The following is a 23,733-nucleotide window of genomic DNA, read 5'->3' as shown; positions in this document are numbered from 1 at the left end:
TTATGAAATCTTTACAAATTATCCTTAGCATTGCAAGTGCGGGAATATTGCTTGCAAGTTGTAATAATCCAGCAAAAGACAAAGCAACTACAGAATCTGGTCATACCATCGAACAGTTGTCGAGCGATACCTCAGCGGTTAAACAGACGTTGTTTTTACGTTTTGTAAGCGAGCAACAGACAGATTCTTCCATAATTTACACCGCAAAGTCGCTGTTTAAAACCGATACAGTGGGACTAAATATCGAAGTATTGAAGAAGATTGCTCCTGGAATTTCCGCTGACGGATCTGCAGATACAACTCAAGGCTTTAGCAGTGGTGCGATTCGTTTTTCTTCAATTGGGGCACAGTCTGATGCTTTGGTCGCTAGTTTGGGAGAATTATTCAAACTTCCTACAACAGGAAAAATGACTACAGCAACCATCAGTCCTTTGGTTTTTTCATCCAATAATACAGAAGTTGATTTGAGCGAAAAGAAAACGTTCAGCTTTAAATTATTTTTTCCGAATACAAAAGGAGCAGAGGCAGAAACTTTTGCAGTGGTAGATACGTATCGCCAAGCATTTGAATTGTCTGAAAAAGATTCAACATTCAGAGTGCAGTTGCTTTCAGCATTCGAGGGCAATTAAAAATAGCTTATAACTTAAAAGGGCTTTAGCGAATAAAATCACTAAAGCCCTTTTCTTTTATTTAAATAGTTGTTATTTGAAAATCGGAGTCACTTTATATCCTTGTTTCTTTAACAAACTGATCAAACCATGTTCGCCAATTAAATGTCCTGCACCAACAGCAAAGAAATTCGAACCTTTTTTCAAACGTTCAGGCATTAATTTTACCCAGTTTTCATTTCTTTTTGTCAACATCATTTCTTGGTTTTCTTTAGAAAGGTAACTGTTGTCAAACATGATTGCGTTGAACTCAGCTAAGTTTTCTTCTTTGTAAGCATTCACCATGCGTTGAGTCAAAGCAGGATACGTATCCATTTTCTGAACGTAATTATATAGTTCCTCGGCTATAAAAATGGAATTCATCAAGTCCATTTGAAATTTCAAAGATTCCAGTTCTTCAACAGGTTTGTTGTCAGCTTTCGCTAAGGCAACTAATTCGTTTTCCATTAATTTTACCAGGGTAGGATCCGGGCAGTTGAAAGATTTCAAAGCCAAGAAAGACATAATTCCTACAGGAGAAATCATATCGAATAATTGCATTGGGATTTGCTCAGCAACAAATGCTGTTTCAATTGATTTTAATTGTTCAGGAGAAAGCGATTTCAAAAACTCTTTGTTTGGTGCAGTTAACTGCTTCGCTAGCTCTTGATTTTCAGGACTGAACGCGTCGACTTCTAAGGTTAAAGTGGATGAAGCCTTCAGGGCTTTGCTTACTTTTTCCTTGATTTCAAAATCATCTGGACAAAGAATATGCATGGTTCCAAAAAGGTAAGAATCTTGTTTTAATCCTTTTCCAGAGACTTTCCATAATAATGTGTTTTCCTGTGCAACTAACTGCGTACATACGGCAAGGCAGAAGACGAGGATGGCAATAAATTTGTTCATAATGTGTATTTTAGTTCATCTAATAAGTCGATAATTATGTGATTTGTTACATGATATATTAAGTAATTTATTTAACTTGCTCTTAACCAAAGGATTTAAATCTAATGAAAACTTTACAATTAGCTGGCGCACTGATTATGGACGATTCCGATCGCTTATTGGTGGTTCGAAAAAAAGGATCTCCTTATTATATGATGCCTGGCGGAAAAGTCGAGGTCGACGAAAGTCCTGATCAGGCTTTAAAAAGAGAGCTTAAAGAGGAACTGAATCTAGAGGTTGAATTGGATGATCTTGAATTGGTCGGTTGCCACCAAACTTTTGCAGCGAATGAGAAAGGAACTTTGGTGTACGGAACAGTTTTTTCTGTGCATGTAGACAACCATGATTTGCTCAAGCCGCAAGCCGAAATTCAAGAATTGCATTGGTATACCGAACAAGATTATGCTAATTTTAAATCGGCTCACCTGTTGTCTGAATTTACGATTCCTAAATGGCTGGAAATAATCCGCCAAAAAAAATAGTTTTTACCTAATACCATGTTCGATGAGATGCGCTATAGTTCTTTTGCTGTGTTTGCTGTCAAATGCTGTCGTAGGGCAAGGCTTTTTCACATTGAAGGATAATAAAGTCCAGACATTTTCTTTTGAATTGATCAACAACGTGGTAGTTGTTCCTGTAAAAATCAATGGCGTGCCCTTGTCTTTTCTGTTGGATACGGGTGTTAAAGAAACCATTTTATTCGGTAACAACCAAGATTCCGTTGATTTGGAAAATGTATACAAAGTTCGCTTTTCAGGACTCGGTATCGAAGAAGGTATTGAAGGTTTGTTGGCCTTATCCAATACGATAGAGGTAGGTGAAAGTCTAATTGATACCAACCATAATCTGTATGTGGTGCTTTCGGACCAATTGGATCTTTCTGCTCATTTGGGCGTAGAAATCAATGGAATTATTGGTTCGAAGTTTTTTAGGGATCATTTGATCGAAATGGATTACGTGAAGAAGCACATTCGGATTTATCCAAAAGAGTATGTGATCCCAGAAAATAAACTGAAGAAGTACGAGGAGATTCGGATCACGCTCGAACGCGATAGACCCTACTTCCAAACCTCAATTTTATTGAATAAAGAATGGGTAGAAGCAAAGTTGCTGGTGGATATGGGAAATACAGATGCTCTGATGCTGTTTCCGTTTACCTTCGAAGATTTTGAAGTCGCAAAACCCAATGTGGATGATTATATAGGAAAGGGATTTAGTGGGGAGATTTTCGGAAAAAGAAATCGGATTGACTCTTATAAAATCGGCAAGTTTACATTGCGACATCCCGTAGTTTCCTATCCTGATTCTAGCGCGGTTCAGTTCGCTAAATTAGCCGAAGGCCGAAAGGGTTCGATCGGCAATCAGACTTTGCTGCGTTTCAACATTCTCATAGACTATCAGAAAAACAGGTTGTTGATTCGAAAGAACAAATACTTTGGAAAGCCATTTTACTTTAACATCAGCGGCATTGACGTCAAACATGATGGATTGGTTTGGGAAAAAACATTTATCAATATGCAGACGCAACGGGAGCGTCGCGATCCGAACAATAGTTTCAATACTGTGATTACGTTTGATACCGATAAATTTAATTATCAGTTTAGCTTAAAGCCCAATTATGTCGTTTCTGGAATTCGAAAAAATTCTCCTGCCGAAATCGCTGGTGTGAAAGTGGGGGATACCCTATTGAAAATCAATGGCAAGCATGTCCGGGACTTGAATTTATTGGAGATCAATAGCCGGCTGCAGAAACCAAGCAATCACGACATGAATCTTTTGTTGCTGCGCAATGGAGAACAGCTAAGAGTGAGCTTTCGACTGATTGATCCAATTCCTTTTAAGGAATAGATTAAAAGAATATTTTGCCTACTGAAGTTATCAACACAAACTCTTAATACAAAAAAAAGTTGCAGAGCGCTCAAAAAAATAAGCCCTGTGAAAAACAAATTTCACAGGGCTTATTAAATTTACTTTTTATCTTATATTATAACATGCCGCCATCTACCGCGATAACCTGTCCGGTTACGTAAGCTGACAAATCCGATGCTAAGAATAAACAGGTGTTGGCTACATCTTCAGCTTCTCCGCCACGTTTCATCGGAATTCCTGCTTCCCATCCAGCGACAACTTTTGGATCTAGCACATCTGTCATTTCCGTGCGGATAAATCCTGGAGCAACGACATTGGTGCGGATATTGCGCGATCCCAACTCTTTGGCAATTGATTTCGAGAAACCAATAATTCCAGCTTTAGATGCTGCGTAATTCGCTTGTCCGGCATTTCCTTGGATACCGACCACCGAACTCATGTTGATGAAAGAACCTTTGCGGTTTTTCATAAATATTTTTGATGCTGCTTTAGTTACGTTGAAAACGGATTTTAGATTAATGTCTAATACATCATCCCAATTTTCTTCCGTCATGCGCATCAATAAACCGTCTTTTGTAATTCCGGCATTGTTGACAACAATATCCAATGAACCAAAACCGGCAACGATATCTTCAATCAATTTTTCAGCTTGTGCGAAATCAGAGGCATCTGAACGATAACCTTTGATTGTTGTGCCGTGAACAGTTAATTCTTGTTCTAAAGCTTGTCCTTTTTCTACAGAAGAAAGGTATGTAAAAGCGACATGCGCTCCTTGTTGCGCAAAAACTTCCGCAATTTTACGTCCTATACCTTTTGAAGCGCCCGTTACTAAGGCTATTTTACCTTCTAATAATTTCATGATGTTCTTTCTAATCTATAATCGCAAACTACAAAAATGTAATTTTTAGCTTGCATTATCAAAATTAGAGCGACTAAATAATAAAATAGTTATAAAAGGGGCAAATAATTTAGGGAGTTTTAATAACTCGTACTATTAGTTAAACATTTCTTATTTATTTGAAAGAAATTTGACATTGACATTCTTTATAAAGCGATAGGAATGTTAATTTTGTTGAGGTTTAAAATATCATGGGTAAAAAAACAATCAAATCTGAAGTTGATGTTGTTTTAATTGGCGCGGGCATTATGAGCGCTACTTTAGGAACATTAATCAATGAATTAAATCCTGAAATCAATATCGAAATTATTGAACGATTAGATGTCGTGGCGGCAGAAAGTTCTGATGCTTGGAATAATGCAGGTACTGGCCATTCGGCTTTATGCGAATTAAATTATACACCACAACAACCAGACGGTTCGGTCAAAATTGATAAAGCGATTCAGATTGCGGAGCAATATGAAGTTTCTAAACAATTCTGGTCCTATTTAGTTGAGCATGATATTATAAAAAATCCACAAGAGTTTATTCGTCAAGTTCCCCACATGTCAGCTGTTTTCGGCGAGAAAGATGTGGAATTTCTGAAGACCCGTTTTGAAACGATGTCTAAAAGCACGTTGTTCAAAGGAATGGAGTACACAGAAGATCCTGCTTTATTGACAGAATGGGTTCCGTTAATGATGCATGACCGCGATCCGGCAGAAGCAATTGCAGCAACGAAAATGGATATCGGTACGGATGTGAATTTCGGAACGTTGACGCGTGATTTAATCGAAAATCTAGATAAAAAATCAAACATCAGGCTTTCACTAAACCAAGAAGTGAAGGACATCGATAGAGAAGAAGATGGCCGCTGGGAGGTGGAAGTGAAAGATACGGAAACTGGCCAGAAACGCAAAATCAAGGCAAAATTTGTTTTTATTGGAGCGGGTGGACATTCACTGCTGCTGTTGGAGAAATCAGGAATCCCAGAAGCTAAAGGTTATGGAGGTTTTCCGGTTGGTGGACAATGGTTACGTTGTACGAATGACGAAATCATTGCGCAGCATCATGCAAAAGTGTATGGTAAAGCTTCAGTAGGAGCGCCGCCGATGTCTGTTCCTCATTTGGATACACGCTACATTGATGGAAAACAAGCTTTGTTGTTTGGCCCATATGCAGGTTTCTCGACAAAATTTTTGAAAAAAGGTTCGTATTTTGATTTGCCAGCATCCATTAAATTATCAAACATCCGCCCAATGCTTTCGGCAGGATTAGATAATTTGCCTTTGACAAAATATTTGATTACGGAGGTGATGAAAAAACCTAAGGACAAATTGGATTCACTGAAACAATTTATGCCTACGGCAAAATTAGAAGATTGGGCAATCGAAAAAGCAGGCCAGCGCGTGCAAGTAATCAAGAAAGATGAAAAGCACGGCGGAATTTTAGAATTCGGTACGGAAGTCGTTTCGAGCGCAGATGGTTCGATAGCGGCTCTATTGGGTGCATCGCCAGGAGCTTCGACTTCGGTTGCGATTATGGTTGAATTATTGAAAAAATGTTTTCCTGAGCGTGCTGCTTCAGATGAATATAAAAAAAAATTAAGACAGATTATTCCGACTTGGGGACAATCCTTGAATGAAAATGAATCGTTGTGCGAGGAAACTAGAAAACGTACACATTCGATTTTACAATTAAATTAATATAAATAACAACTTATAGGGGTGCTTTTAAAAGGCTGAGATTATACCCAATATCGATTCTATTCGATAGGAACCTGATCCAGATAATGCTGGCGTAGGGAATTTTAATTTCGTAAATTGTTTTTGAAGCGATTCTGTAGGTGGGTAGATATACACACTCTATATGGACATCAACACTATTCTGGCAGAACTCGGTTCTGCAATTCTACAAACTTCCTGGCTGGAGCGCATTTCTGTTCTTTGCGGAATTACGCAAGTTATTTTATCCAAAAACAACAAAGTGTCGAATTATTTTTTTGGAATAATGGGCATTTTATTGGGTTCATATGTTCTGTTTGAATCCAAACTTTATGCAGAAATTGTTTTGAACATGTACTATTTGGTGATGAGCGTTTACGGATGGTGGTTTTGGCTTTCGAGCAAAGAAGCTCGGGAGCAACCGATTACGTATTCAACAAAAAGCGAATGGCTTAAAGTCATCGGAATTGTTGTGGGCGGATTTTTTATTCTTTATTTTGCGCTGGTTCATTATACTGATTCCGACGTGCCGGTTTGGGACGCTTGGGTTTCATGTACGGCTTGGGCCGGGATGTGGCTGCTGGCAAAACGTAAAATGGAAAATTGGATTTTGCTAAATGTCAGCAATTTATTCGCTATACCTTTATTAATTCACAAAGACTTGTATCTATTTGCTGCACTGACCTCGTTCTTATTTGTGATGGCCATTTTTGGATATCTAAATTGGAAACGTATTGTGAAACATCAAAAAACTAACTATGCTTAACGAACAATTAGAAAAGACCATTAAAGAATACCAGCACGCTGCGATTAAAGCAAAGCAACTAACGCCCGCTTTGTTGGAATTGATTTATGAGCAGCAGTGGTTTACGATTTGGGTTCCAAAAAAGCTCGGCGGTTTGGAAATGGGTTTGAAAGAAGGTTGCGAATTGCTGGAAGATTTGGCTTATGCCGATGGTGCATTTGCTTGGACGGTAACGTTATGTTCAGGTGCGACCATGTTTGCCGGTTTCATCGAACCTAACATAGCACAAGAAATTTTCCCTAAACGGAATGTCTGTTTCGGAGGAAGCGGACAGGTGAGCGGCAAAGCCGAGCGATTGGGCGAATATTATTTAGTCAGTGGCGAATGGCGCTATGCTACCGGAACACCACACCTTACGCATTTTACGGCCAACTGCTATATCTATGAAAATGGCAATCCTGTTTTAAATGAGGACGGAACTCAGGAGTTCCGCAGTTTTTTTCTGGACCGTGATGATGTGCTGATACATTACGATTGGGATACCTTTGGTTTGGAATGTACCGCCAGCCATAGTTTCTCCGTTCATAAAATCTTGGTTTCTGAAAATCGCTCGTTCATTCTAGACCCAAAATATAAAACGATTGACAATGCGCTATTTGCCTATCCATTTAAGCCTTTTGCTGAAGTAACGTTGCTGGTCAATTATATGGGTATGTTCAGAAGGTTTATGGATTTGGTGCAGAAATATTTCTTTGAAAAATCTAAAATTTTAAGCTGGGCAACATCCAATTCTAAAGAATTTTTCAAGCTTCATGATGAAATTGAACAAGAGTTTACGCAACAGCGCAATAGAATCTATGAATTAATCGAGCAAAGCTACAACCTTCTTGAAAATGGCGATGCTAAAAATGATGATTCGCTCTATCAGGAAATTGGCTTGTTGAGCAGAGAAATCGTGAAACAGATTAAGTTAAACGTTGTTGCTTTGTTTCCGCTATGTGGCATTGTGGCAGCGCAAAAAGAATCTGAATTGAATATCGTATTCCGAAATTTATTTACTGCGACCCAACACAGTTTGTTGAATATTAGGGATTAATATTCATGCTAAAACTAAGAAAGGGAAAAATGTATTTCATATTTCCCTTTCCAAATAAATTTAAAGTAAAATTATTCTAATCGTTTCAAACGATAAAGCAATTGTTTAATTGTTTCCTGAAAATCATCGATGATGGATTGAGAAAATGTTTCTTCGAAGACATCTCTTTTCTTTTCAATATGGTCATAGAAATCAGCAATGTGCTTAATGAAATCTTTTGACCTTTTCGTTTCTGGAATAACGATTTCCAACGTTCCTGTATCTGCAATGGTTGTTTCAACCAATCTATCCGTAATATCTACTAATGCATCGATAGCCTGGTCCAAAGAAAGGTGTGTTTCATAACTGCCTTTTCCGGTTACTGCCCAATGTACTAACTTCAAAGAATTTCGGAATGAAATCATTTCTCCAATTAAAACCGTAATGTTTTCTTTTTTATCTTTTGTAGCCATTTTATAATGTGTTTAATATCTATACTAATTTAACAATTAAGAGAGAAAAATGTTTAAAGAATTATGATTTTATGCATGTACCAAAATTGATGGATTTAGTTCCTGCTAAATCACATGGAAATGCTTTAATGCATTCCAAATTCCATCGCTATCCACATCATCTGTTGTATAGTCTGCAATCTGTTTTACCTCCGGATTGGCATTGCCCATGGCAACACCGATAGCAACATGTTTTAGCATTTCGATATCATTTCCGCCATCTCCGAAAGCCATGGTTTCCGCAATGTCGATTCCATAGTTTTCGCAAATCACATCGATGCCGACACGCTTGCTTTGTCCTTTAGGATTTACATCTGCAAATAATGGCGACCATCGAGAAGCTACTGAATTGGGCATAATAGCGGTCATAAATGCGGCTTCTTGGTCTGGAGGAAGAAAAATATTTGTCTGCAGAATAGAATCTGTTTCCACTGTCTCCAAATCGATTGATTTTGGAACCGGCAAATTCAGATGAGCGTACATTCCAGCAATTTCTGGACTCACATCGTGAATTGAAATGTCTTTTTCTGACATAAAGGAAAAGCTTAAGGATTCATTCTTCGCATAATCTAATATCGATTGAATATCTTCTTTGGCAATTGGATTGCGGTGCAATACATGACCTTCCTGAGAAACACAATATCCACCGTTGAACGTGATGTACCCATCAAAACCTAAATATTTTATATGGTCAATGCTATTGATGGAACGTCCGGTAGAAACAAAAACTTTGATTCCTTTCTCTTTTAACTGAGCCAATGCTTCTTCCGTTGTTGGGGATACTTCGTGTGTTTTAAAACTTAATAAGGTTCCGTCGATATCGAAAAAGACGGCTTTTATGTTTGGGTTACTCATAGTATCAAATATACGGTTTATTGAAGAATCCTTAATGCAATCCAATATTAAGAATAAATAAATTTATAGTTTGCGTATCTTTGTCAGATGCAAGGAAAAGAGAATGTTTTGGGTGAATGGTTAGCAGAGGCTCAACAATTTATAGCGAATCAAACCATGATAAAAATTAGTTTGGGTGGCTATGTAGGAGAGGAGCCCAACCTAAAGCAAGTTCACATCAAACCTGTGCTCATCAAGCGAGAGCTTAAATATAGTTTCGTTTTTCGTTATCAAACCAAAGACATTACCAAGAATTTTTCGGCAGAAGAAACAAATGCTTACCTTCTGAAAGCATTGAGCGAAGCAAATTTCCAGGTAGCGACATTATTTTCTATAGCTTACAATTTGATTTTGCAAAAAAACAAATCGAGCTGGAAAATCCGAAAAGAAACCACAAGCACGTTCAAGCCGATTGAATTGCATCACGACAAGCAGAAAAATAGAAAATTAGATGCCAACCAAAAACCATATCTACATGCATTGGGATTGACAGATGTGGACGGAAATGTGTTTAAAAGCGGTCAAGATAAATTTCGCCAAATCAATCATTACATCGAATTGCTGAGTTCTCATTTAACAGATTTGGATGCGACGAAGAAATTGCGAGTTGTTGATATGGGCGCTGGAAAAGGCTATTTGACCTTTGCTCTCTATGATTATTTGCAAAACAAGTTAAAGCGTGAGATTGAAGTTAAGGGAATTGAATTTAGAAAAGATTTAGTTGATTTATGCAATCAGATTGCACAAGATTCAGAATTTTCGGATTTAAAATTTGAAGAAGGTACAATCGAAGGTTTTCAGCCGAGCGATGATATCGATGTGCTGATTGCATTGCACGCTTGCGATACAGCGACAGATGACGCCATTGCCAAAGGCATACAAAATAATGCTTCCTTAATCGTTGTTGCTCCTTGTTGCCACAAGCAAATCCGTCGGGAATTAGAAGCAAGTAAAACGGCTAATCCTTTAGATTTCATGACCAAACATGGCATATTTTTAGAGCGTCATGCAGAAATGCTGACGGATGCGATTCGATCGTTAATCTTGGAATATTTTGGATACCAAACAAAAGTACAGCAATTTATTTCAGATGCGCACACACCTAAAAACGTGATGATCGTGGCAACGAAAAAAGAAATTTCTTCTAAAAAGCAAGAAGAAATTCTCAATAAATTGCAAGACATAAAATCATTCTTTGGTGTCAACAATCATTATTTGGAAAAGATCATCAACTAGTTCATTTTTCGATGAAATAAGGCGAAGGTCAAACCAGCACCAACGCTAAATCCGACCAAAGACTGGTCATACCGTATCTCTTCCTTGTTTACGGCATTCGTAACTACATTTGTAGTCGTTTTTGTATACACAAGATTCGGTTTACTGTATGCAAATTGAACATCGGCTGTGGCATACAGCCATTTTGTTATTTTATATCCAAAAATGGCACCTGGAGAGACAGAAAGGTAATTAGAAACTTTTTTACCGCAATCATAATTTACAGTTAGGATGTTGTTGGAATTTTTTTCTTTTAAATTGATGTTTTTTGACTCGGTCTGTATAGAATTAAATATAGCCGATAATTTGGGATAAACAAATAATCTATTTTTCTCTATACGATAAGTCACGCCCATACTGATCTGATTGAAATCACCGCCTGAGGGATAGAAATTCCTGGAATTTGAAATCGCATCAATGGTGATGTAGTAATTTTTTTCAAACTCCTCGATAATCGATTGATTAAATCGATCTGGGTCTTCGTAATCATTTTCGCTCACAACTTGGAAACTAATAGTTGCACCCCATCTTTTGTTCCAGAAATATGTCGCTGATAAGGCTTGGACATAATCTGATAAATCGCTATGATGAATCAATCGATCAGTAGGTATGCCTTTCAATAATTTGGTAATTGGAAGGTTTATTCCGACACTTTGCTTCAAGTGTAAAGACGACCGATAACTAAAATAATCTTGCGCAATGCTTCTATTTACAACAGCAGTAATAAATAGAATAAGAACTAGTCCTATTTTCATTAAATCAATTCAACTAAAGGTGTAACTCCCTCGATTATTCTTCCATCGGATAAGGTCATTCGAACCATAAACTGCTGGCTGCTAGCAACGCTTGGAGGAGTTAATAAAAAGATATCAAATGAAATTCCTTCAACGCCATAATTGTAATGTGTTTTATTGAGAAGGTCAAAGTAATCAACAATGGGCGTATATTTAATTTCGTAGTGGGCGTTACCTTGTTCAAATGCTTTAAAAAGCGAAGTTACATCTGAATTTGTTGGATGATTTGTATCAAAATCGCGTAAAGTTAGCACTTGAACGGAAGTTACATTTTCTTTCGGCAGATATCGAATATCTTCAACACAGCTGCATGCGTAAGCGCCTTGAAGAGATAGCGATTTTATTGGGTCGTAAAATGAAACTTCTTCACGCAATACACGCACGTAGATTCCATAGGCTTCTTTAACTACTGTATTAGTTGCACTAAATTTGATTTCGCTCCCGCTATGATCTAGGTTGTCTAATAAGATGCTTTTATTGGTAAAGTTTAACGTTCTTAATGTGTTTTCACATTCACAACAAGCGATAATAACTTGTAATAAAAACGGAACGAACAGGATGAGTATTATTTTTTTATAGCTCATAAATATATCTGTTAATAATTGTATTTAAAAATACGAGAGCAACAGGTGTATCGCTACAGTTAATTGGTTAATTTTTTGTTAAATAAAATTCGTTTTGTTGCCAGTTGAGAACAGGTTAATGCATTGTAATTTTTGATTACGTATCTTTACACAAATTATTACTAGCGAGGTAAACAATGAAGGGCAGTATATTTAAAAAAGCAATTACGCTTTTTAGCGTGTATAAGTTAAAGCAGCTTAATAGTTCTGATTTGGACGAAGCCAAATTAAAAGCTCCAAATCTGAAGGAGATGAAGGATGATTTCAATACGTTGGTGTCGATGGGAAAAGATACCTACAGTGGCGACTATAAGATGAATAAATGGAATCTTTCAGTTATTGTAGGGACAATTGTTTATGTAGTTTCTCCATTGGACGCGGTGCCAGATTTGATTCCAGTTTTAGGCTGGCTAGATGATGTTACTATTGTGGGTTATTCCATTTCTAAATTAACGGAAGAAATCAAAAAATACAAGGAGTTTAAAGGACAGAGCAATCAACTGGCTAAATAATTGTTTCAAATGATTTCTAAATCTTTTAGACTAACTATTTTTGCTTTAGTCTTTTTAATTTCTTTTTCGAGCGTTCTTGCGCAACAGGTTTCCTTAGCTAATTTAGAAAATGGCGACTTGATTTTTGTAGGAGCAGACAAAGAAAATCTCTCCGGCGCGATTAACCGGGTTACCCAAAAATCAGCAGACATTGCTTTTGACCATGTGGGGATTGTGGAGCGAACGGCGGATTCTGTTTTCGTAATCCATGCTTCTTCAAAAAGAGGCTCTATTCGGGAACCCTTTCAAAGCTTTTATTCAACTCAAAAAGAATCTAAAACGGTGTTGGCCGTTTATAGGCTTAAACAAGAGTTTCAGTCAGCTATTCCAAATGCTATTCTTTCGGCAAAATCAATGCTAGGAAAGCCATACAATTGGTCTTACATTTTGAACGATAGCTCCTATTATTGTTCGGATTTTGTAGAGCGCGCATTCCGTCAGGATAATATTTTTGTATTAGAACCGATGACTTTTGTGAATCCTAAAACGGGACAGATAGATGATTTTTGGAAGGAGTTTTACAAAAAGCAGAATTTGGAAGTTCCAGAAGGCAAGTTGGGCTGTAATCCAAATGGATTGGCGAGTTCCGAGAAATTGGCATTTATCGGGGCGGTGTTGTAAGAGTATGAATGATTTTAAGCAAAGTTGACACGCTAATTATTTTGCGGTGCTGAGTGAGTGATTTGACAGTTGTTTCTTTGCATATCTATGGTTAACATAGATCAAAAATATAGAAATCAAAAGGAGCACAACTACAATCAAAAGCTGAGAAAATCCCTTGTCCATCTTTTTTATCTTCATAGCAGTTAATTTGGTAATTAAACAAGTTAAGTATTAAATTGTTAATTTCCAAATTATTAGCTTATTCGAATCGCTTGTCTTTAAAATAAAACTCTTTATCTTCTTCTTTTATCTCTTTAATTACTTTGCAAGGATTGCCAACGGCAACAACATTTGCGGGAATATCTTTTGTCACGACTGAGCCCGCACCAATAACCGAATTATCTCCAATCGTGATGCCCGGATTGATAACAACATTGCCCCCGATCCAAACATTGTTTCCAATCGTAATCGAAATAGCGTATTCCCAACCCGCATTTCTAGGCTCGAAATGAATCGGATGGCCAGCAGTGAAAATTGAAACATTTGGTGCAATCATCACATTATCACCAATGGAAACTTTAGCACAATCCAGAATAGTTAAATTATAATTTGAATAAAAATTTTCACCTACTTCAATGTTGTAGCCATAGTCGCAACGAAAAGGCGGTTCAACGAATATCATTTTGCCTGTTTTTCCAAAAAGATTTTTAAGAATTTGGTTTCTTTGCTTGATTTTCGAAGGGTGTAAATTGTTATAGGTAAATAATTCAGCCTTTGCATGTTGTCTCTCGTCAAATAATTCACGGCCCATCGCTTGATAAGCTTCTCCATTCAGCATTTTTTCCTTTTGACTATCCATGTTTTTTTCGATTTTATCCATTAAATTAACACAAATATGTCAGAAATAAACTATAATTCAAATTCTTAAAACATTTAGGCACATTTCTGTATTAATAGAGTACAACACATCACATTTTTTTAAAACTCTATATATGAAGATAGCTTATATCAGTACTTATTTGCCGAGGCAATGCGGAATAGCCACGTTTACAAATGACCTTTATTCCCATATTGATAAGAAAGTTGATTATAAGCAACACGAACAACATGTATTCGCATTAACCGATGAGGATGGACAGTATGACTATCCCGAACAAGTTAAGATGCAAATCAATGTTCAAAACCATGATTCCTATTTAAAAGTCGCTGATTACATCAATAATAATGATTATGATATTTGTATTCTGCAACACGAATATGGAATTTTTGGAGGAAATAGCGGCGTATTTATTCTGTCGCTTATCCATAACCTGAATATTCCATTGGTGAGTATTTTGCATACTATTTTGGAAAAACCTTCAGCCGATGAAAAAGCAATTTTAATTGCGATTGCACAGCGCTCGTCGAAGCTGATTGTCATGAATTCGGATGCAAGCAGTATTCTAGAAGCGGTTTATCATATTCCGAAAAGCAAATTGACCTATATTCCTCATGGTGTTCCAACATTTCCAAAAACACAATTGGAAGCGAAGAAAATCATTGGTTATGAAGATAAAAAAATCATTTTAACCTTTGGCTTTATCGGACGAAGCAAAGGAATTGAGGTTGCAATCAAAGCATTGCCCGAAGTCGTCAAAAATTTCCCTGATGTAGTTTACTTAGTTGTTGGTAAAACTCACCCGAATATTTTAAAGAGTGTAGGAGAGGAGTATCGCGAATCTTTAGTGCAGCTGATTGCAGATTTAGGTGTTCAGGAGCATGTGAAATTTGTTAACGAATTTCTCGACGATGACAAGTTATCGAGCTACCTGTCGGCATGTGATGTCTACATAACACCTTACATTAGCGAAGCTCAGATTACGAGCGGCACTTTATCATTCGCTATCGGTGCGGGCGCTGCTGTGTTGTCGACACCATATTTGCATGCGAAAGATTTGTTGGCAAATGGCAGAGGAATACTTTTTCCATTCAATGATTCAGAAGTCCTTGCAAAAGAGTTGAATGGTTTGTTTGCTGACCCTGCAAAACTTTCGGCTTATAGAAAAAAATCACATGATTTTGGACGGCATCTTTCTTGGTCGAATTTGGTGGATGCATACATTGACTTATTCAAGAAAACGACAGCCAGCCAGTACAATGGGCATGCCAATAAAGACATGATTGGTCTGGAGGATTTGCCAAAATTCGATCTATCGCATATCAAACGCTTAACAAATAATGTTGGAATTATTCAGCATGCGACTTATTCCATTCCGAATTATAAAGAAGGCTATTGTCTCGATGACAATGCACGTGCGCTGCTGCTGGTTTTGGCGAGCTACAAAGATTTTAGGGATGAAGATTCAATAAATCTGATATCGACATACTTAAGCTACATGAGTTATGTGCAGCTGGAAGACGGAAGGTTTAGGAACTTTCTTTCCTTCGATAATCGCTTTCTAGACCAGGAGGGTTCTGATGACTCCTTTGGACGGGCGATTTGGTCTTTGGGTTATTTATTTAAGCGAGCGCCTTATATCAGCTATTACCAAATTGGGAAGGAAATGTTTTTCAGAGCGATTCCTCAATTTTCTAAATTGATTTCCATCCGTGCAATAGCCTACACCATTTTAGGCATTACCCATTATTTGGAACATCAGCCAAACGACGAGCGCATGTTGCAGGAATTGCGTCAGTTGATTGATTTTATGCTTCGCGAATATAAAGCACATCAGAGTGAAAGCTGGCAATGGTATGAGCGGATTGTCTCGTATGACAATGCGATATTGCCTCTGGCAATGTTACGGTCTTACACCTATTTGAAGGATGAAGAATTGAAAGATGTCGGAATGAAGACTTTGGATTTTCTGGATGAAATTTTATTTACGAATGGATATTTGTCTGCGATAGGAAATCAAGGTTGGTATAGCGAAGGCAAAAAAGCTGCGAAATTTGGACAGCAGCCCATCGAGGTTACTTCGGTTGTTTTGTTGTACAATGAAGTCTATAAGTTGACAGGAAAAGTGGAGTATCTAGAAAAATGTGTTCATGCCTTCCAATGGTTTTCCGGAGCAAATGATTTGAAATTAACCTTATTTGATTCCGAAACAAAAGGTTGTTGCGATGGTCTCGAAACGCACGGAATCAACCGCAACCAAGGCGCAGAAAGTACAGTCTGCTTTTGGCTTTCGCACATTGTTGTGCATGAAGCTTTATCAAAATTTAAAGGATAATTGCGTTAAGCAATTATCCTTTACTTCCATGTTTTATTAAATCTTCCAAAAGGTCTTCCAGATTAACTGTTGCATACGTAGATGCGTAATCTGAAACGGCATAAGGGATGATTAAATGTCCGTTATGGACAATGGAACCGCAGGAATAGACCACATTTGGAACATACCCTTCGCGTTCAAAATCATTTGGACTCATTAACGGAAATTTTAGCGAGGAAAGGATTTTTTCAGGATGGTCAATATCTAACAACGACGCACTCAACACATACTCTCTCATTGGACCAACACTGTGCGTAATCATTAGCCAGCCTTTGTCGGTTTCAATCGGAGAACCACAATTTCCAATCTGAATAAATTCCCAAGGCAATTCTGGTTCGCGAAGCAAAATCGCTTCTTCTTGCCAGTTATTGATGGAGTCAGAGAAAGCGATGTAGTTATTTTCGCCGTCAATTCGGCAAAGCATCGCATATTTTCCGTTTATTTTTCTAGGAAATAAAGCCGCCCCTTTATTGGCAATGTAACCATTGATAGGCACGACTTTGAAATGGATAAAATCTTTTGTCTTTAATAATTTCGGTAAAATGGAAAATCCATCATAAGCCGTGTATGTTCCATAATAAGTTGCATGCCCTTTGTCGTCCAAAAAGCGCACAAAACGTGCATCTTCAATTCCTCTTTTTTCGGTATCCGTAAGCGGAAAAATAACGCGTTCTGAAAGTGCAGTATCCAACGAATAAGTCATCTCATAATGCGAAGAAGCTAACCATTTCATTTGGTTAACCAACGTTTCTGAATCAACGCTCAATTTATTTTCCTGCCTGATTTCAGCGATGTACCGAATCAATTCTTCATAAATAAATGTATCTGTTAATTTATTTTTGATGATTTCAAGAATTTCTTCTTCTGGTTCATGTAATTCAAGAAGCTTAGATAGAAATGTATCTTTGTGATACCGGTGGCTTTTAATCTGTAAAGGTTTTTCCAATAAATTCCCAACATTTTCTACTTTAAGGTCCAGATTTTTATCAATTACCGCTGAGCGAAATACAATCGAAGAAACGTGCCCTTCGCCTGTCGCCCTAAAACTGAAAATCAATCTTTTTTCACCAGGTGATAATTGAGTTTGGTCGATGTCTTCTACAACGGAAGGATTAAAAAATGCAGCAGATTCAATCGAATATTCCATCGTAAAATATGAACCAATCAACAATTTTTCACGGTAAGAAATTTCTCCGTCCGAAAGATTCATGCTGTCGACAACTGCCTTAATGCGTTTGAAATTTTTCTCGAAAACAGTTATGATGCTGCGGTGTCTTTTTGAATACTTCCGCAACACTTGACGCATCATTTCGTCCTGTTTCGCGCGAGGCAATTCCAGTACGCGACGAACTACTTTCTTTGTCCGCTCTTCACTTAATGAAAAGTGTCTCGCCAAAACTCTTGTGGGGTCGGGTTTAAACAAAACATTCTTTCTTACTATTTCAAAAGCCATAGTTTAATTTTAATTAGAAAATGATTTCAATGTAAATTAAAAGTTTTTGTTTAAAATCTGCATTAAAATGGGATATTTAATTTTCTCTAGCGGATTTGCTATAAATAATAAAAGAGGCTTAGCCTCTTTTATTATTTACGGATAACGAAATCGTCTTGATGTACCCTGACTTTCTTTAAGTTAACGAGCCAGTCATTTTCTTCATCTCGATTTCCGAGCGCTAAAATAGTTACCGATTTTAAATTAAGTTCGCTTAATTGTAACAATTTATCCAGTTCAGCACTGTTAAATCCTTCCATTGGCGTCGCATCAACTTTCAATTCTGCAGCCGCCGCAATTGCGATTCCAAAAGCAATGTAAGCCTGTCTTGCGGCATGATTAAATTGGGTGTCTTCAGATAACTGACTGTATGTTGCCCACAAGTTATTTTTATAATCTGCTGCGAAATCTTCAGGAAGATTGCGTTCATTATTTTGCCATGCAAACGTATTGTCGATGCGTTCTTTTGTGTACTTATCGTAGGCGGCAAATACCAATAGGTGCGAACCATCCACAATTTGAGATTGATTGTATGCAATCGGCAAAATCTGCTCCTTTAATTTTGGGTCGGTGATTTCAATAATGCGGAATGGTTGCAAACCTGAAGACGTTGGCGCCAGACGGGCTGCTTCCAATATAAAATCAACTTTTTCTTGTTCTACTGGAGTGCCGTTCATTTTTTTTGTAGCGTATCTCCAATTTAAATTATCTAATATACTCATGCTTTTTTATTTGTTAAGGATAGAATAAAACCTTCTATCGCGTCTTTTAAAATTAGTGATGGGCTGGCCGACTCTTCGGAATTAGTCAGCAATTCTATAGCGACCAATCCGTGTAAAATAGACCAAAATGTTTTTAGTTTCAAGTGAACATCCAAGTTTGTATTTTGATGCTGCGCAATGACTTGCTGGATTGTGTTTTCAAAGACCAGGCAGGTGTCCTGCATTTCGACATGACTATTGATTTTCTCACATGTGGGGATGCCCAAGCCAAACATGATTTCGTAATGCTTCCTATGATTAAATGCGAAATTCCAATAACTTTCAGCCAACAGATTAAGTTGCTGTTTGGAATCATGCTCTTCGGCAATTGAATTTTTTAAATCTTCTGTTAGTTTAAGAAATCCTTCTTTAGAAAAATGTTCGATTAAATCGTCTTTGCTGCTAAAATATTTATACACTACGGGTAAACTGTAGCCAATCGCCGTTGCAATTTTGCGAATCGACAAAGCTTGCCAACCTTCTTCTTGGATAATCATCCAAGATTGGCAAACAATCTGATTCTTCAAATTTTCATGATGATTGGACATGTTTATTTTAAATGTTTAAACTCCTTGTTAACAGTGTTAGCAAATGTAGATATTAAGTTTATTTTATAATTACTGAATGTGAAAATTATACTTTATATTGACATATTATTAATGAGATATCAATGAGGGCAATTGGATATGGAAATAAATAAGAAAGTTTCTTTGGTGTTAGGAAGCGGCGGAGCAAGAGGAATAACACAAATCGGCATCATTAATTTGTTGCACGAGCGCGGTTATGAGATTGACGAAATCGTTGGATGTTCTATCGGAAGTTTAGTCGGAGCTGCTTTTGCACAAGGAAAAGTTGGTGATTTGGGAGAATGGATGAGCCGGCTAACCAAAAGGCAGGTATTTAAATTGATGGATTTTACGGACCCTCGCTTCGGATTTTTGAAAGGGGAGCGCGCATTAAATTCATTGAAAGAAGTTTTCGAAGATAAGAACATCGAAGACTTAACGATTAAATACACGGCGATTGCGACGGATTTATTGCACGAGCGCGAAGAAATATTTGATAAAGGCAGCGTTTACCAAGCAATCCGCGCGTCCATTGCCATTCCAGCAGTATTCACCGGAATTCAATTGGCGGATAAATTTCTCGTGGATGGCGGCGTGCTAAATCCAATCCCTGTAAACTATGTCACCAAGAAAGATAACCTGATTGTTGCCGTTAATTTAGACGGTGCTCCTTTGCTTACGGAGCATAAATCCTTCCATCGCTTAAATACCTTTGCGCTTATTCAAGAATCCTATTATGCCATGCGCAGAAAACTAAGTGCCATGAGCCTGGAATTATACAAACCTGACTACGTCATTCATGTTCCGCATAACATATCAGGAATTTGGGATTTTGACCGTTCCAAAGATTTGATTGACCAAGGTTTTGAGTTAGCCAATCAAGTGATTCCAGAACATGAGAAAAGTTTACGAATAGGATAGACTTAATTTACTTTCTCAAGAAAATCTTTTAAGACCTGATTAAAGCGTTCTGGGTCTTCTAAGTTTGGTAAATGTCCGCAATTTTCAAATTGAATATATTCAGCTCCTGGGATGTCATTCGCCAGCTCGCTCATCAAATTTTCCGGTGTAATTTTATCTTCTTTACCTCGAATAACCAAAGTAGGCACTTTTATTTTTTCCAATGAAGATGTTGTGTCAGTCCGTGATGCTAATGCTAATAACGTAGCACAGATTGAATTGACGCTGTTTCTCCGGATGCTGCTTTTTATTAATTCGACAGTTTCCGGCTTTTCATCAATGGTTTCTTTTGTGAACAGATTTTCGATAAATCCAATAGCGAATGGCCTGCGGCCAAATTGAAGTACAGCTTGTATGCTATCAAAGCGTTTTTGTTTCCCTTTGTCATCGTCAGCTTTGCTATGTGTGTCAGAAAGAATCAAACCACTGATTTTATCAGGAATAAGCTGAAAGGTACGAAGAACAATATATCCACCCATGGAAACACCACATAGAACCGCTTTTTCAATCTCCAGTTTTTCCATAAAGACCCTTAAATCTTTCGCAAACACATCAATCGAAAAAAATCCATGTCCACTTGTGCTATTGCCATGTCCGCGGATATCAATCGCAATTCCAGTAACATCATCAGCCAAAGCCGACAGCTGATCTCTCCATGAATTTTTGTTGAACGGAAATCCATGCAGGAAAATGATAACCTGTCTTTCTTTGTCAGTCGCTTTCTTGCTGTAATAAGAAATGCTGATATCACCTACACGTAATTTGCTGCTTTTAATCAATCTATCTGCCATCTGTTCGTCGTTTGTTTAATTCTGCTTATTTAATAAATATATACTTTACAAAATTGTTTTGCAAATTATGGAATAAATAGAATCTGGGAATTGAAATTTAGCATGTTGATTCTAAAGGAGTTTATGGACGAGAGGCATAAAAATGAAAAAAAAATTTGCGGAAGATTGGTTTTTGCCTATATTTGCATCACCAAAACAGAAAAGGAAATACTTTTGACGGATTGGTAGACGCGCTCATGGCTCAATTGGATAGAGCACCTGACTACGGATCAGGAGGTTAGGGGTTCGACTCCCTTTGAGCGCACTTATTAACTTCAAGCCTAATTCTTCGTCTGAATTAGGCTTTTATTTTTTAATCACATAACAACGAACTATGCTAAACCTTGTTATTTTTGGGCCTCCTGGGGCAGGTAAAGGTACTCAATCGGAGAAATTAATTGCTAAATATAATTTACATCATATTTCTACAGGGGATTTATTTCGTGCTCACATTAAAAATCAAACAGAATTAGGGAAAGAGGTCAGTCAGATTATTGCTGACGGTAATTTAGTTCCGGATTCCATTACGATTGCGATGTTAGAACAAGAGCTTAAAAACAATCCACAAGCAGAAGGTTTTATTTTTGATGGATTTCCAAGAACAGTTCCTCAAGCTGAATCATTGGATCAATTCTTACAAGAAAATAATACATCAATTTCTGGCGTAATTGCTTTGGATGTGAATGAAGATGAGTTGAAGCAACGTATTGCTAAACGTCAGGAAATTTCTGGACGTGCGGACGATGCTGCCGACAAATTAACAAAGAGAATTGAAGAGTATTTTAACAAAACAATTCATGTGCTTCCTTATTATGAAGCGCAAGGAAAGCTTGTTAAAGTAAATGGTATTGGTGAAATTGAAGAGATTTTCGCAAACTTAACTGCTGTCATTGACGCATATTAGTTTGTAAGTTAGGTAAGATTATGGCTCAGGGATCGAATTTTGTGGATTATGTAAAAGTGTGTTGCCGTTCCGGACATGGAGGGGCAGGTTCTGCACATTTACATAGGGATAAGCTGACTGCAAAAGGCGGTCCAGATGGGGGAGATGGTGGTCGCGGAGGTCATATTATCTTAAAAGGATCTACCCAACATTGGACTTTGCTCCATTTAAAATACCGTAAACATATTATTGCCAAAGATGGCGAGCGTGGCGGAAGTGCTTTAAGTACGGGAGCCAACGGCGCGGATGATGTGCTTGAAGTTCCTTTGGGAACTGTTGCCAAAGACGCTGAAACGGGTGAAGTGTTGTTCGAAATCACAGAAGATGGCGAAACAAAAATCTTAACGCCTGGCGGCAAAGGTGGTTTGGGAAACTGGCATTTTAAATCGCCGACACAACAGACACCTCGCTTTGCGCAACCTGGATTGCCGGGTAAAGAGCAATGGGTGATTTTGGAGCTGAAAGTATTGGCTGATGTAGGTTTGGTAGGATTTCCAAACGCTGGAAAATCTACTTTGCTGTCGGTTGTCTCAGCTGCAAAACCTGAAATTGCTAATTATCCATTTACTACCTTAGTTCCAAACTTAGGAATTGTTAGCTACCGCGATAGCAAATCGTTTGTGATGGCAGATATTCCCGGAATTATCGAAGGTGCTTCGCAAGGTAAAGGATTGGGTTACCGATTCTTGCGCCATATCGAACGAAATTCCGTATTGCTGTACATGGTTCCTGCCGATACTGACCGCACGATTAAGGAAGAATATGAGATTTTGCTGAATGAATTGACGGTTTACAATCCAGAATTATTGGATAAGCCGAAAGTGTTGGCGATTACCAAATCGGATATGCTGGATGAAGAATTAGAGAACGAAATGAGGGCTCAAGTTCCAGAGAATATTCCGTACTTATTTATTTCATCGGTTACAGGCAAAAACATTACGCAACTTAAAGATTTAATCTGGAAAGAGATTAATCAATAATCTTACATTTCTTTTCCTATGGAATCATTTGATATCAAAGATTTTTTAGATAAGAAAGTTGCGGCATATAACCGTCCTAGTTTTATTGCAAATGACCCGATTTGCATTCCACATTTATTTCAAGACAAGCAGAATATTGAAATTATGGGTTTCTTTGCTAGCATTTTAGCTTGGGGACAGCGTAAGACCATTATCAATAAATGCAAAGAGCTGATCGAACGCATGAATGGCAATCCGTACGATTTTATTCTACATCATCAGGATGCCGATTTAAAACAGCTGTTAGGATTTAAACACCGCACATTTAATGATACTGACCTGCTTTATTTTGTCTCATTTTTTAAGTTCCATTACCAGCAATTTGATTCGCTAGAAGATGCATTTTTATTAGCGCAAGACCAATACCAAGAAGAGTATGCTATCGAAATAGCTTTAGACAATTTCAAAGAATATTTCTTTTCGCTGCCTGATTTTCCTTTACGAACTAAAAAACACATCAGCTCGCCAAAACAAAAATCGACTTGCAAGCGCATCAATATGTTTCTGAGGTGGATGGTTCGCTCGGATGAGAATGGCGTCGATTTTGGAATATGGAAACGGATTGCTCCCAAAGATTTAATCTGTCCGTTGGACTTGCATGTTGAGCGCGTTGCCCGAAAATTTCATTTGATTAGCTCAGAAAAAGTCAATTGGAAAACAGCTTTGGAACTTACGGCTAATCTTCGATTATTGGATGCAAACGACCCTGTGAAATACGATTTTGCTTTGTTTGGATTAGGCGTTGAGAAGGAAATGTAAGCGAAAATGGATTGTTTG

Annotated in this window: 25 protein-coding genes and 1 tRNA gene; 15 read left to right on the top strand and 11 right to left on the bottom strand. The window is 37.6% G+C overall.

What is annotated here, in order from left to right; translation table 11 throughout:
* Positions 1–2: 2 nt before the first annotated feature.
* Positions 3–629: a hypothetical protein gene (locus C4F49_RS03690; protein ID WP_196934534.1), complete on the top strand. Its 627-nt coding sequence runs from the start codon at positions 3–5 to the stop codon at positions 627–629.
* Between the two features lie 72 nt (positions 630–701).
* Here C4F49_RS03690 and C4F49_RS03685 read toward each other — a convergent pair whose 3' ends face one another.
* Entirely contained in the window at positions 702–1,553 is an 852-nt protein-coding gene (locus C4F49_RS03685) for a TraB/GumN family protein (RefSeq protein ID WP_196934533.1), read from the bottom strand.
* A gap of 104 nt (positions 1,554–1,657) precedes the next feature.
* Between C4F49_RS03685 and C4F49_RS03680 the strand changes: the two genes are divergently transcribed.
* Entirely contained in the window at positions 1,658–2,074 is a 417-nt protein-coding gene (locus tag C4F49_RS03680) for an NUDIX hydrolase (protein WP_196934532.1), read from the top strand.
* Between the two features lie 22 nt (positions 2,075–2,096).
* Positions 2,097–3,440: a PDZ domain-containing protein gene (locus tag C4F49_RS03675; RefSeq protein WP_196934531.1), complete on the top strand. Its 1,344-nt coding sequence runs from the start codon at positions 2,097–2,099 to the stop codon at positions 3,438–3,440.
* 136 nt (positions 3,441–3,576) lie between these two features.
* Here the strand turns inward: C4F49_RS03675 and fabG are convergent, their stop codons facing one another.
* Positions 3,577–4,320, bottom strand: a complete 744-nt coding sequence (fabG, locus tag C4F49_RS03670) for a 3-oxoacyl-[acyl-carrier-protein] reductase (protein WP_196934530.1) — start codon at positions 4,318–4,320, stop codon at positions 3,577–3,579.
* A 230-nt stretch (positions 4,321–4,550) separates the two neighbouring features.
* On the opposite strand from fabG, the gene C4F49_RS03665 reads away from it, so the two are divergent.
* The 3 genes from C4F49_RS03665 (at position 4,551) to C4F49_RS03655 (ending at position 7,903) form a co-directional block, all read left to right on the top strand.
* The gene (locus C4F49_RS03665) at positions 4,551–6,044 is read left to right on the top strand and encodes a malate:quinone oxidoreductase (RefSeq protein ID WP_196934529.1); all 1,494 of its coding nucleotides are present in this window, start codon (positions 4,551–4,553) and stop codon (positions 6,042–6,044) included.
* Positions 6,045–6,207: 163 nt separating this feature from the next.
* Positions 6,208–6,828 carry a nicotinamide riboside transporter PnuC gene (gene pnuC, locus C4F49_RS03660; protein WP_196934528.1) on the top strand — a complete coding sequence of 207 codons (621 nt, stop codon included), beginning with the start codon at positions 6,208–6,210 and terminating at the stop codon, positions 6,826–6,828.
* Positions 6,821–7,903 (top strand): acyl-CoA dehydrogenase family protein, encoded by a 1,083-nt coding sequence (locus C4F49_RS03655; protein ID WP_196934527.1) that lies wholly within the window; start codon positions 6,821–6,823, stop codon positions 7,901–7,903. Before pnuC ends, C4F49_RS03655 begins: the two co-directional genes overlap by 8 nt.
* A 71-nt stretch (positions 7,904–7,974) precedes the next feature.
* Here the strand turns inward: C4F49_RS03655 and C4F49_RS03650 are convergent, their stop codons facing one another.
* Both C4F49_RS03650 and C4F49_RS03645 read right to left on the bottom strand, forming a co-directional pair.
* Positions 7,975–8,355 carry a DUF5856 family protein gene (locus C4F49_RS03650; RefSeq protein ID WP_196934526.1) on the bottom strand — a complete coding sequence of 127 codons (381 nt, stop codon included), beginning with the start codon at positions 8,353–8,355 and terminating at the stop codon, positions 7,975–7,977.
* A 105-nt stretch (positions 8,356–8,460) separates the two neighbouring features.
* The gene (locus tag C4F49_RS03645; protein WP_196934525.1) at positions 8,461–9,249 is read right to left on the bottom strand and encodes a Cof-type HAD-IIB family hydrolase; all 789 of its coding nucleotides are present in this window, start codon (positions 9,247–9,249) and stop codon (positions 8,461–8,463) included.
* A gap of 87 nt (positions 9,250–9,336) precedes the next feature.
* Between C4F49_RS03645 and C4F49_RS03640 the strand changes: the two genes are divergently transcribed.
* Positions 9,337–10,524, top strand: a complete 1,188-nt coding sequence (locus C4F49_RS03640; RefSeq protein WP_196934524.1) for a class I SAM-dependent methyltransferase — start codon at positions 9,337–9,339, stop codon at positions 10,522–10,524.
* On the opposite strand, the gene C4F49_RS03635 is transcribed toward C4F49_RS03640, so the two are convergent.
* A complete protein-coding gene (locus tag C4F49_RS03635) occupies positions 10,521–11,318 on the bottom strand; it encodes a hypothetical protein (RefSeq protein WP_196934523.1) in 798 nt (265 codons plus the stop codon). The two genes, C4F49_RS03640 and C4F49_RS03635, sit on opposite strands and share 4 nt — an antisense overlap.
* Positions 11,318–11,941 (bottom strand): DUF5034 domain-containing protein, encoded by a 624-nt coding sequence (locus C4F49_RS03630; RefSeq protein WP_196934522.1) that lies wholly within the window; start codon positions 11,939–11,941, stop codon positions 11,318–11,320. Before C4F49_RS03630 ends, C4F49_RS03635 begins: the two co-directional genes overlap by 1 nt.
* Before the next feature lie 176 nt (positions 11,942–12,117).
* Here C4F49_RS03630 and C4F49_RS03625 point away from each other — a divergent pair, with 176 nt between their 5' ends.
* Entirely contained in the window at positions 12,118–12,492 is a 375-nt protein-coding gene (locus C4F49_RS03625) for a YkvA family protein (protein ID WP_196934521.1), read from the top strand.
* 9 nt (positions 12,493–12,501) lie between these two features.
* Positions 12,502–13,152: a YiiX/YebB-like N1pC/P60 family cysteine hydrolase gene (locus C4F49_RS03620; RefSeq protein ID WP_196934520.1), complete on the top strand. Its 651-nt coding sequence runs from the start codon at positions 12,502–12,504 to the stop codon at positions 13,150–13,152.
* Positions 13,153–13,393: 241 nt separating this feature from the next.
* Here the strand turns inward: C4F49_RS03620 and C4F49_RS03615 are convergent, their stop codons facing one another.
* On the bottom strand, positions 13,394–13,993 hold the full coding sequence (locus C4F49_RS03615) for a sugar O-acetyltransferase (protein ID WP_196934519.1): 600 nt from the start codon (positions 13,991–13,993) through the stop codon (positions 13,394–13,396).
* A 133-nt stretch (positions 13,994–14,126) separates the two neighbouring features.
* On the opposite strand from C4F49_RS03615, the gene C4F49_RS03610 reads away from it, so the two are divergent.
* Complete coding sequence (locus C4F49_RS03610; RefSeq protein ID WP_196934518.1) at positions 14,127–16,346, top strand: glycosyltransferase family 4 protein; 2,220 nt, start codon at positions 14,127–14,129, stop codon at positions 16,344–16,346.
* Between the two features lie 13 nt (positions 16,347–16,359).
* Here the strand turns inward: C4F49_RS03610 and C4F49_RS03605 are convergent, their stop codons facing one another.
* From C4F49_RS03605 to C4F49_RS03595, 3 genes are all read right to left on the bottom strand, one after another.
* On the bottom strand, positions 16,360–17,838 hold the full coding sequence (locus tag C4F49_RS03605) for a glycoside hydrolase family 130 protein (RefSeq protein ID WP_196934517.1): 1,479 nt from the start codon (positions 17,836–17,838) through the stop codon (positions 16,360–16,362).
* 131 nt (positions 17,839–17,969) lie between these two features.
* A complete protein-coding gene (locus C4F49_RS03600; protein WP_196934516.1) occupies positions 17,970–18,599 on the bottom strand; it encodes a nitroreductase family protein in 630 nt (209 codons plus the stop codon).
* Positions 18,596–19,186 (bottom strand): TetR/AcrR family transcriptional regulator, encoded by a 591-nt coding sequence (locus C4F49_RS03595; RefSeq protein ID WP_196934515.1) that lies wholly within the window; start codon positions 19,184–19,186, stop codon positions 18,596–18,598. Before C4F49_RS03595 ends, C4F49_RS03600 begins: the two co-directional genes overlap by 4 nt.
* Before the next feature lie 138 nt (positions 19,187–19,324).
* On the opposite strand from C4F49_RS03595, the gene C4F49_RS03590 reads away from it, so the two are divergent.
* Entirely contained in the window at positions 19,325–20,125 is an 801-nt protein-coding gene (locus C4F49_RS03590) for a patatin-like phospholipase family protein (protein ID WP_196934514.1), read from the top strand.
* Positions 20,126–20,127: 2 nt separating this feature from the next.
* Here C4F49_RS03590 and C4F49_RS03585 read toward each other — a convergent pair whose 3' ends face one another.
* On the bottom strand, positions 20,128–20,955 hold the full coding sequence (locus C4F49_RS03585; RefSeq protein WP_196934513.1) for an alpha/beta fold hydrolase: 828 nt from the start codon (positions 20,953–20,955) through the stop codon (positions 20,128–20,130).
* Positions 20,956–21,185: 230 nt separating this feature from the next.
* Between C4F49_RS03585 and C4F49_RS03580 the strand changes: the two genes are divergently transcribed.
* The 4 genes from C4F49_RS03580 to C4F49_RS03565 all read left to right on the top strand — a co-directional run bounded on the left by C4F49_RS03580 (position 21,186) and on the right by C4F49_RS03565 (position 23,715).
* Positions 21,186–21,259: transfer RNA gene (locus C4F49_RS03580), tRNA-Arg, on the top strand.
* A gap of 69 nt (positions 21,260–21,328) precedes the next feature.
* Positions 21,329–21,898: an adenylate kinase gene (locus C4F49_RS03575; RefSeq protein ID WP_196934512.1), complete on the top strand. Its 570-nt coding sequence runs from the start codon at positions 21,329–21,331 to the stop codon at positions 21,896–21,898.
* A 20-nt stretch (positions 21,899–21,918) separates the two neighbouring features.
* A complete protein-coding gene (gene obgE, locus C4F49_RS03570; protein WP_196934511.1) occupies positions 21,919–22,917 on the top strand; it encodes a GTPase ObgE in 999 nt (332 codons plus the stop codon).
* A gap of 18 nt (positions 22,918–22,935) precedes the next feature.
* Positions 22,936–23,715 carry a TIGR02757 family protein gene (locus C4F49_RS03565; RefSeq protein WP_196934510.1) on the top strand — a complete coding sequence of 260 codons (780 nt, stop codon included), beginning with the start codon at positions 22,936–22,938 and terminating at the stop codon, positions 23,713–23,715.
* Positions 23,716–23,733 lie beyond the last annotated feature (18 nt).

It is taken from the genome of Sphingobacterium hungaricum (genome assembly GCF_015210005.1).
Classification (GTDB): domain Bacteria; phylum Bacteroidota; class Bacteroidia; order Sphingobacteriales; family Sphingobacteriaceae; genus Sphingobacterium; species Sphingobacterium hungaricum.
This window is presented reverse-complemented; position numbering and strand designations above follow the sequence as displayed.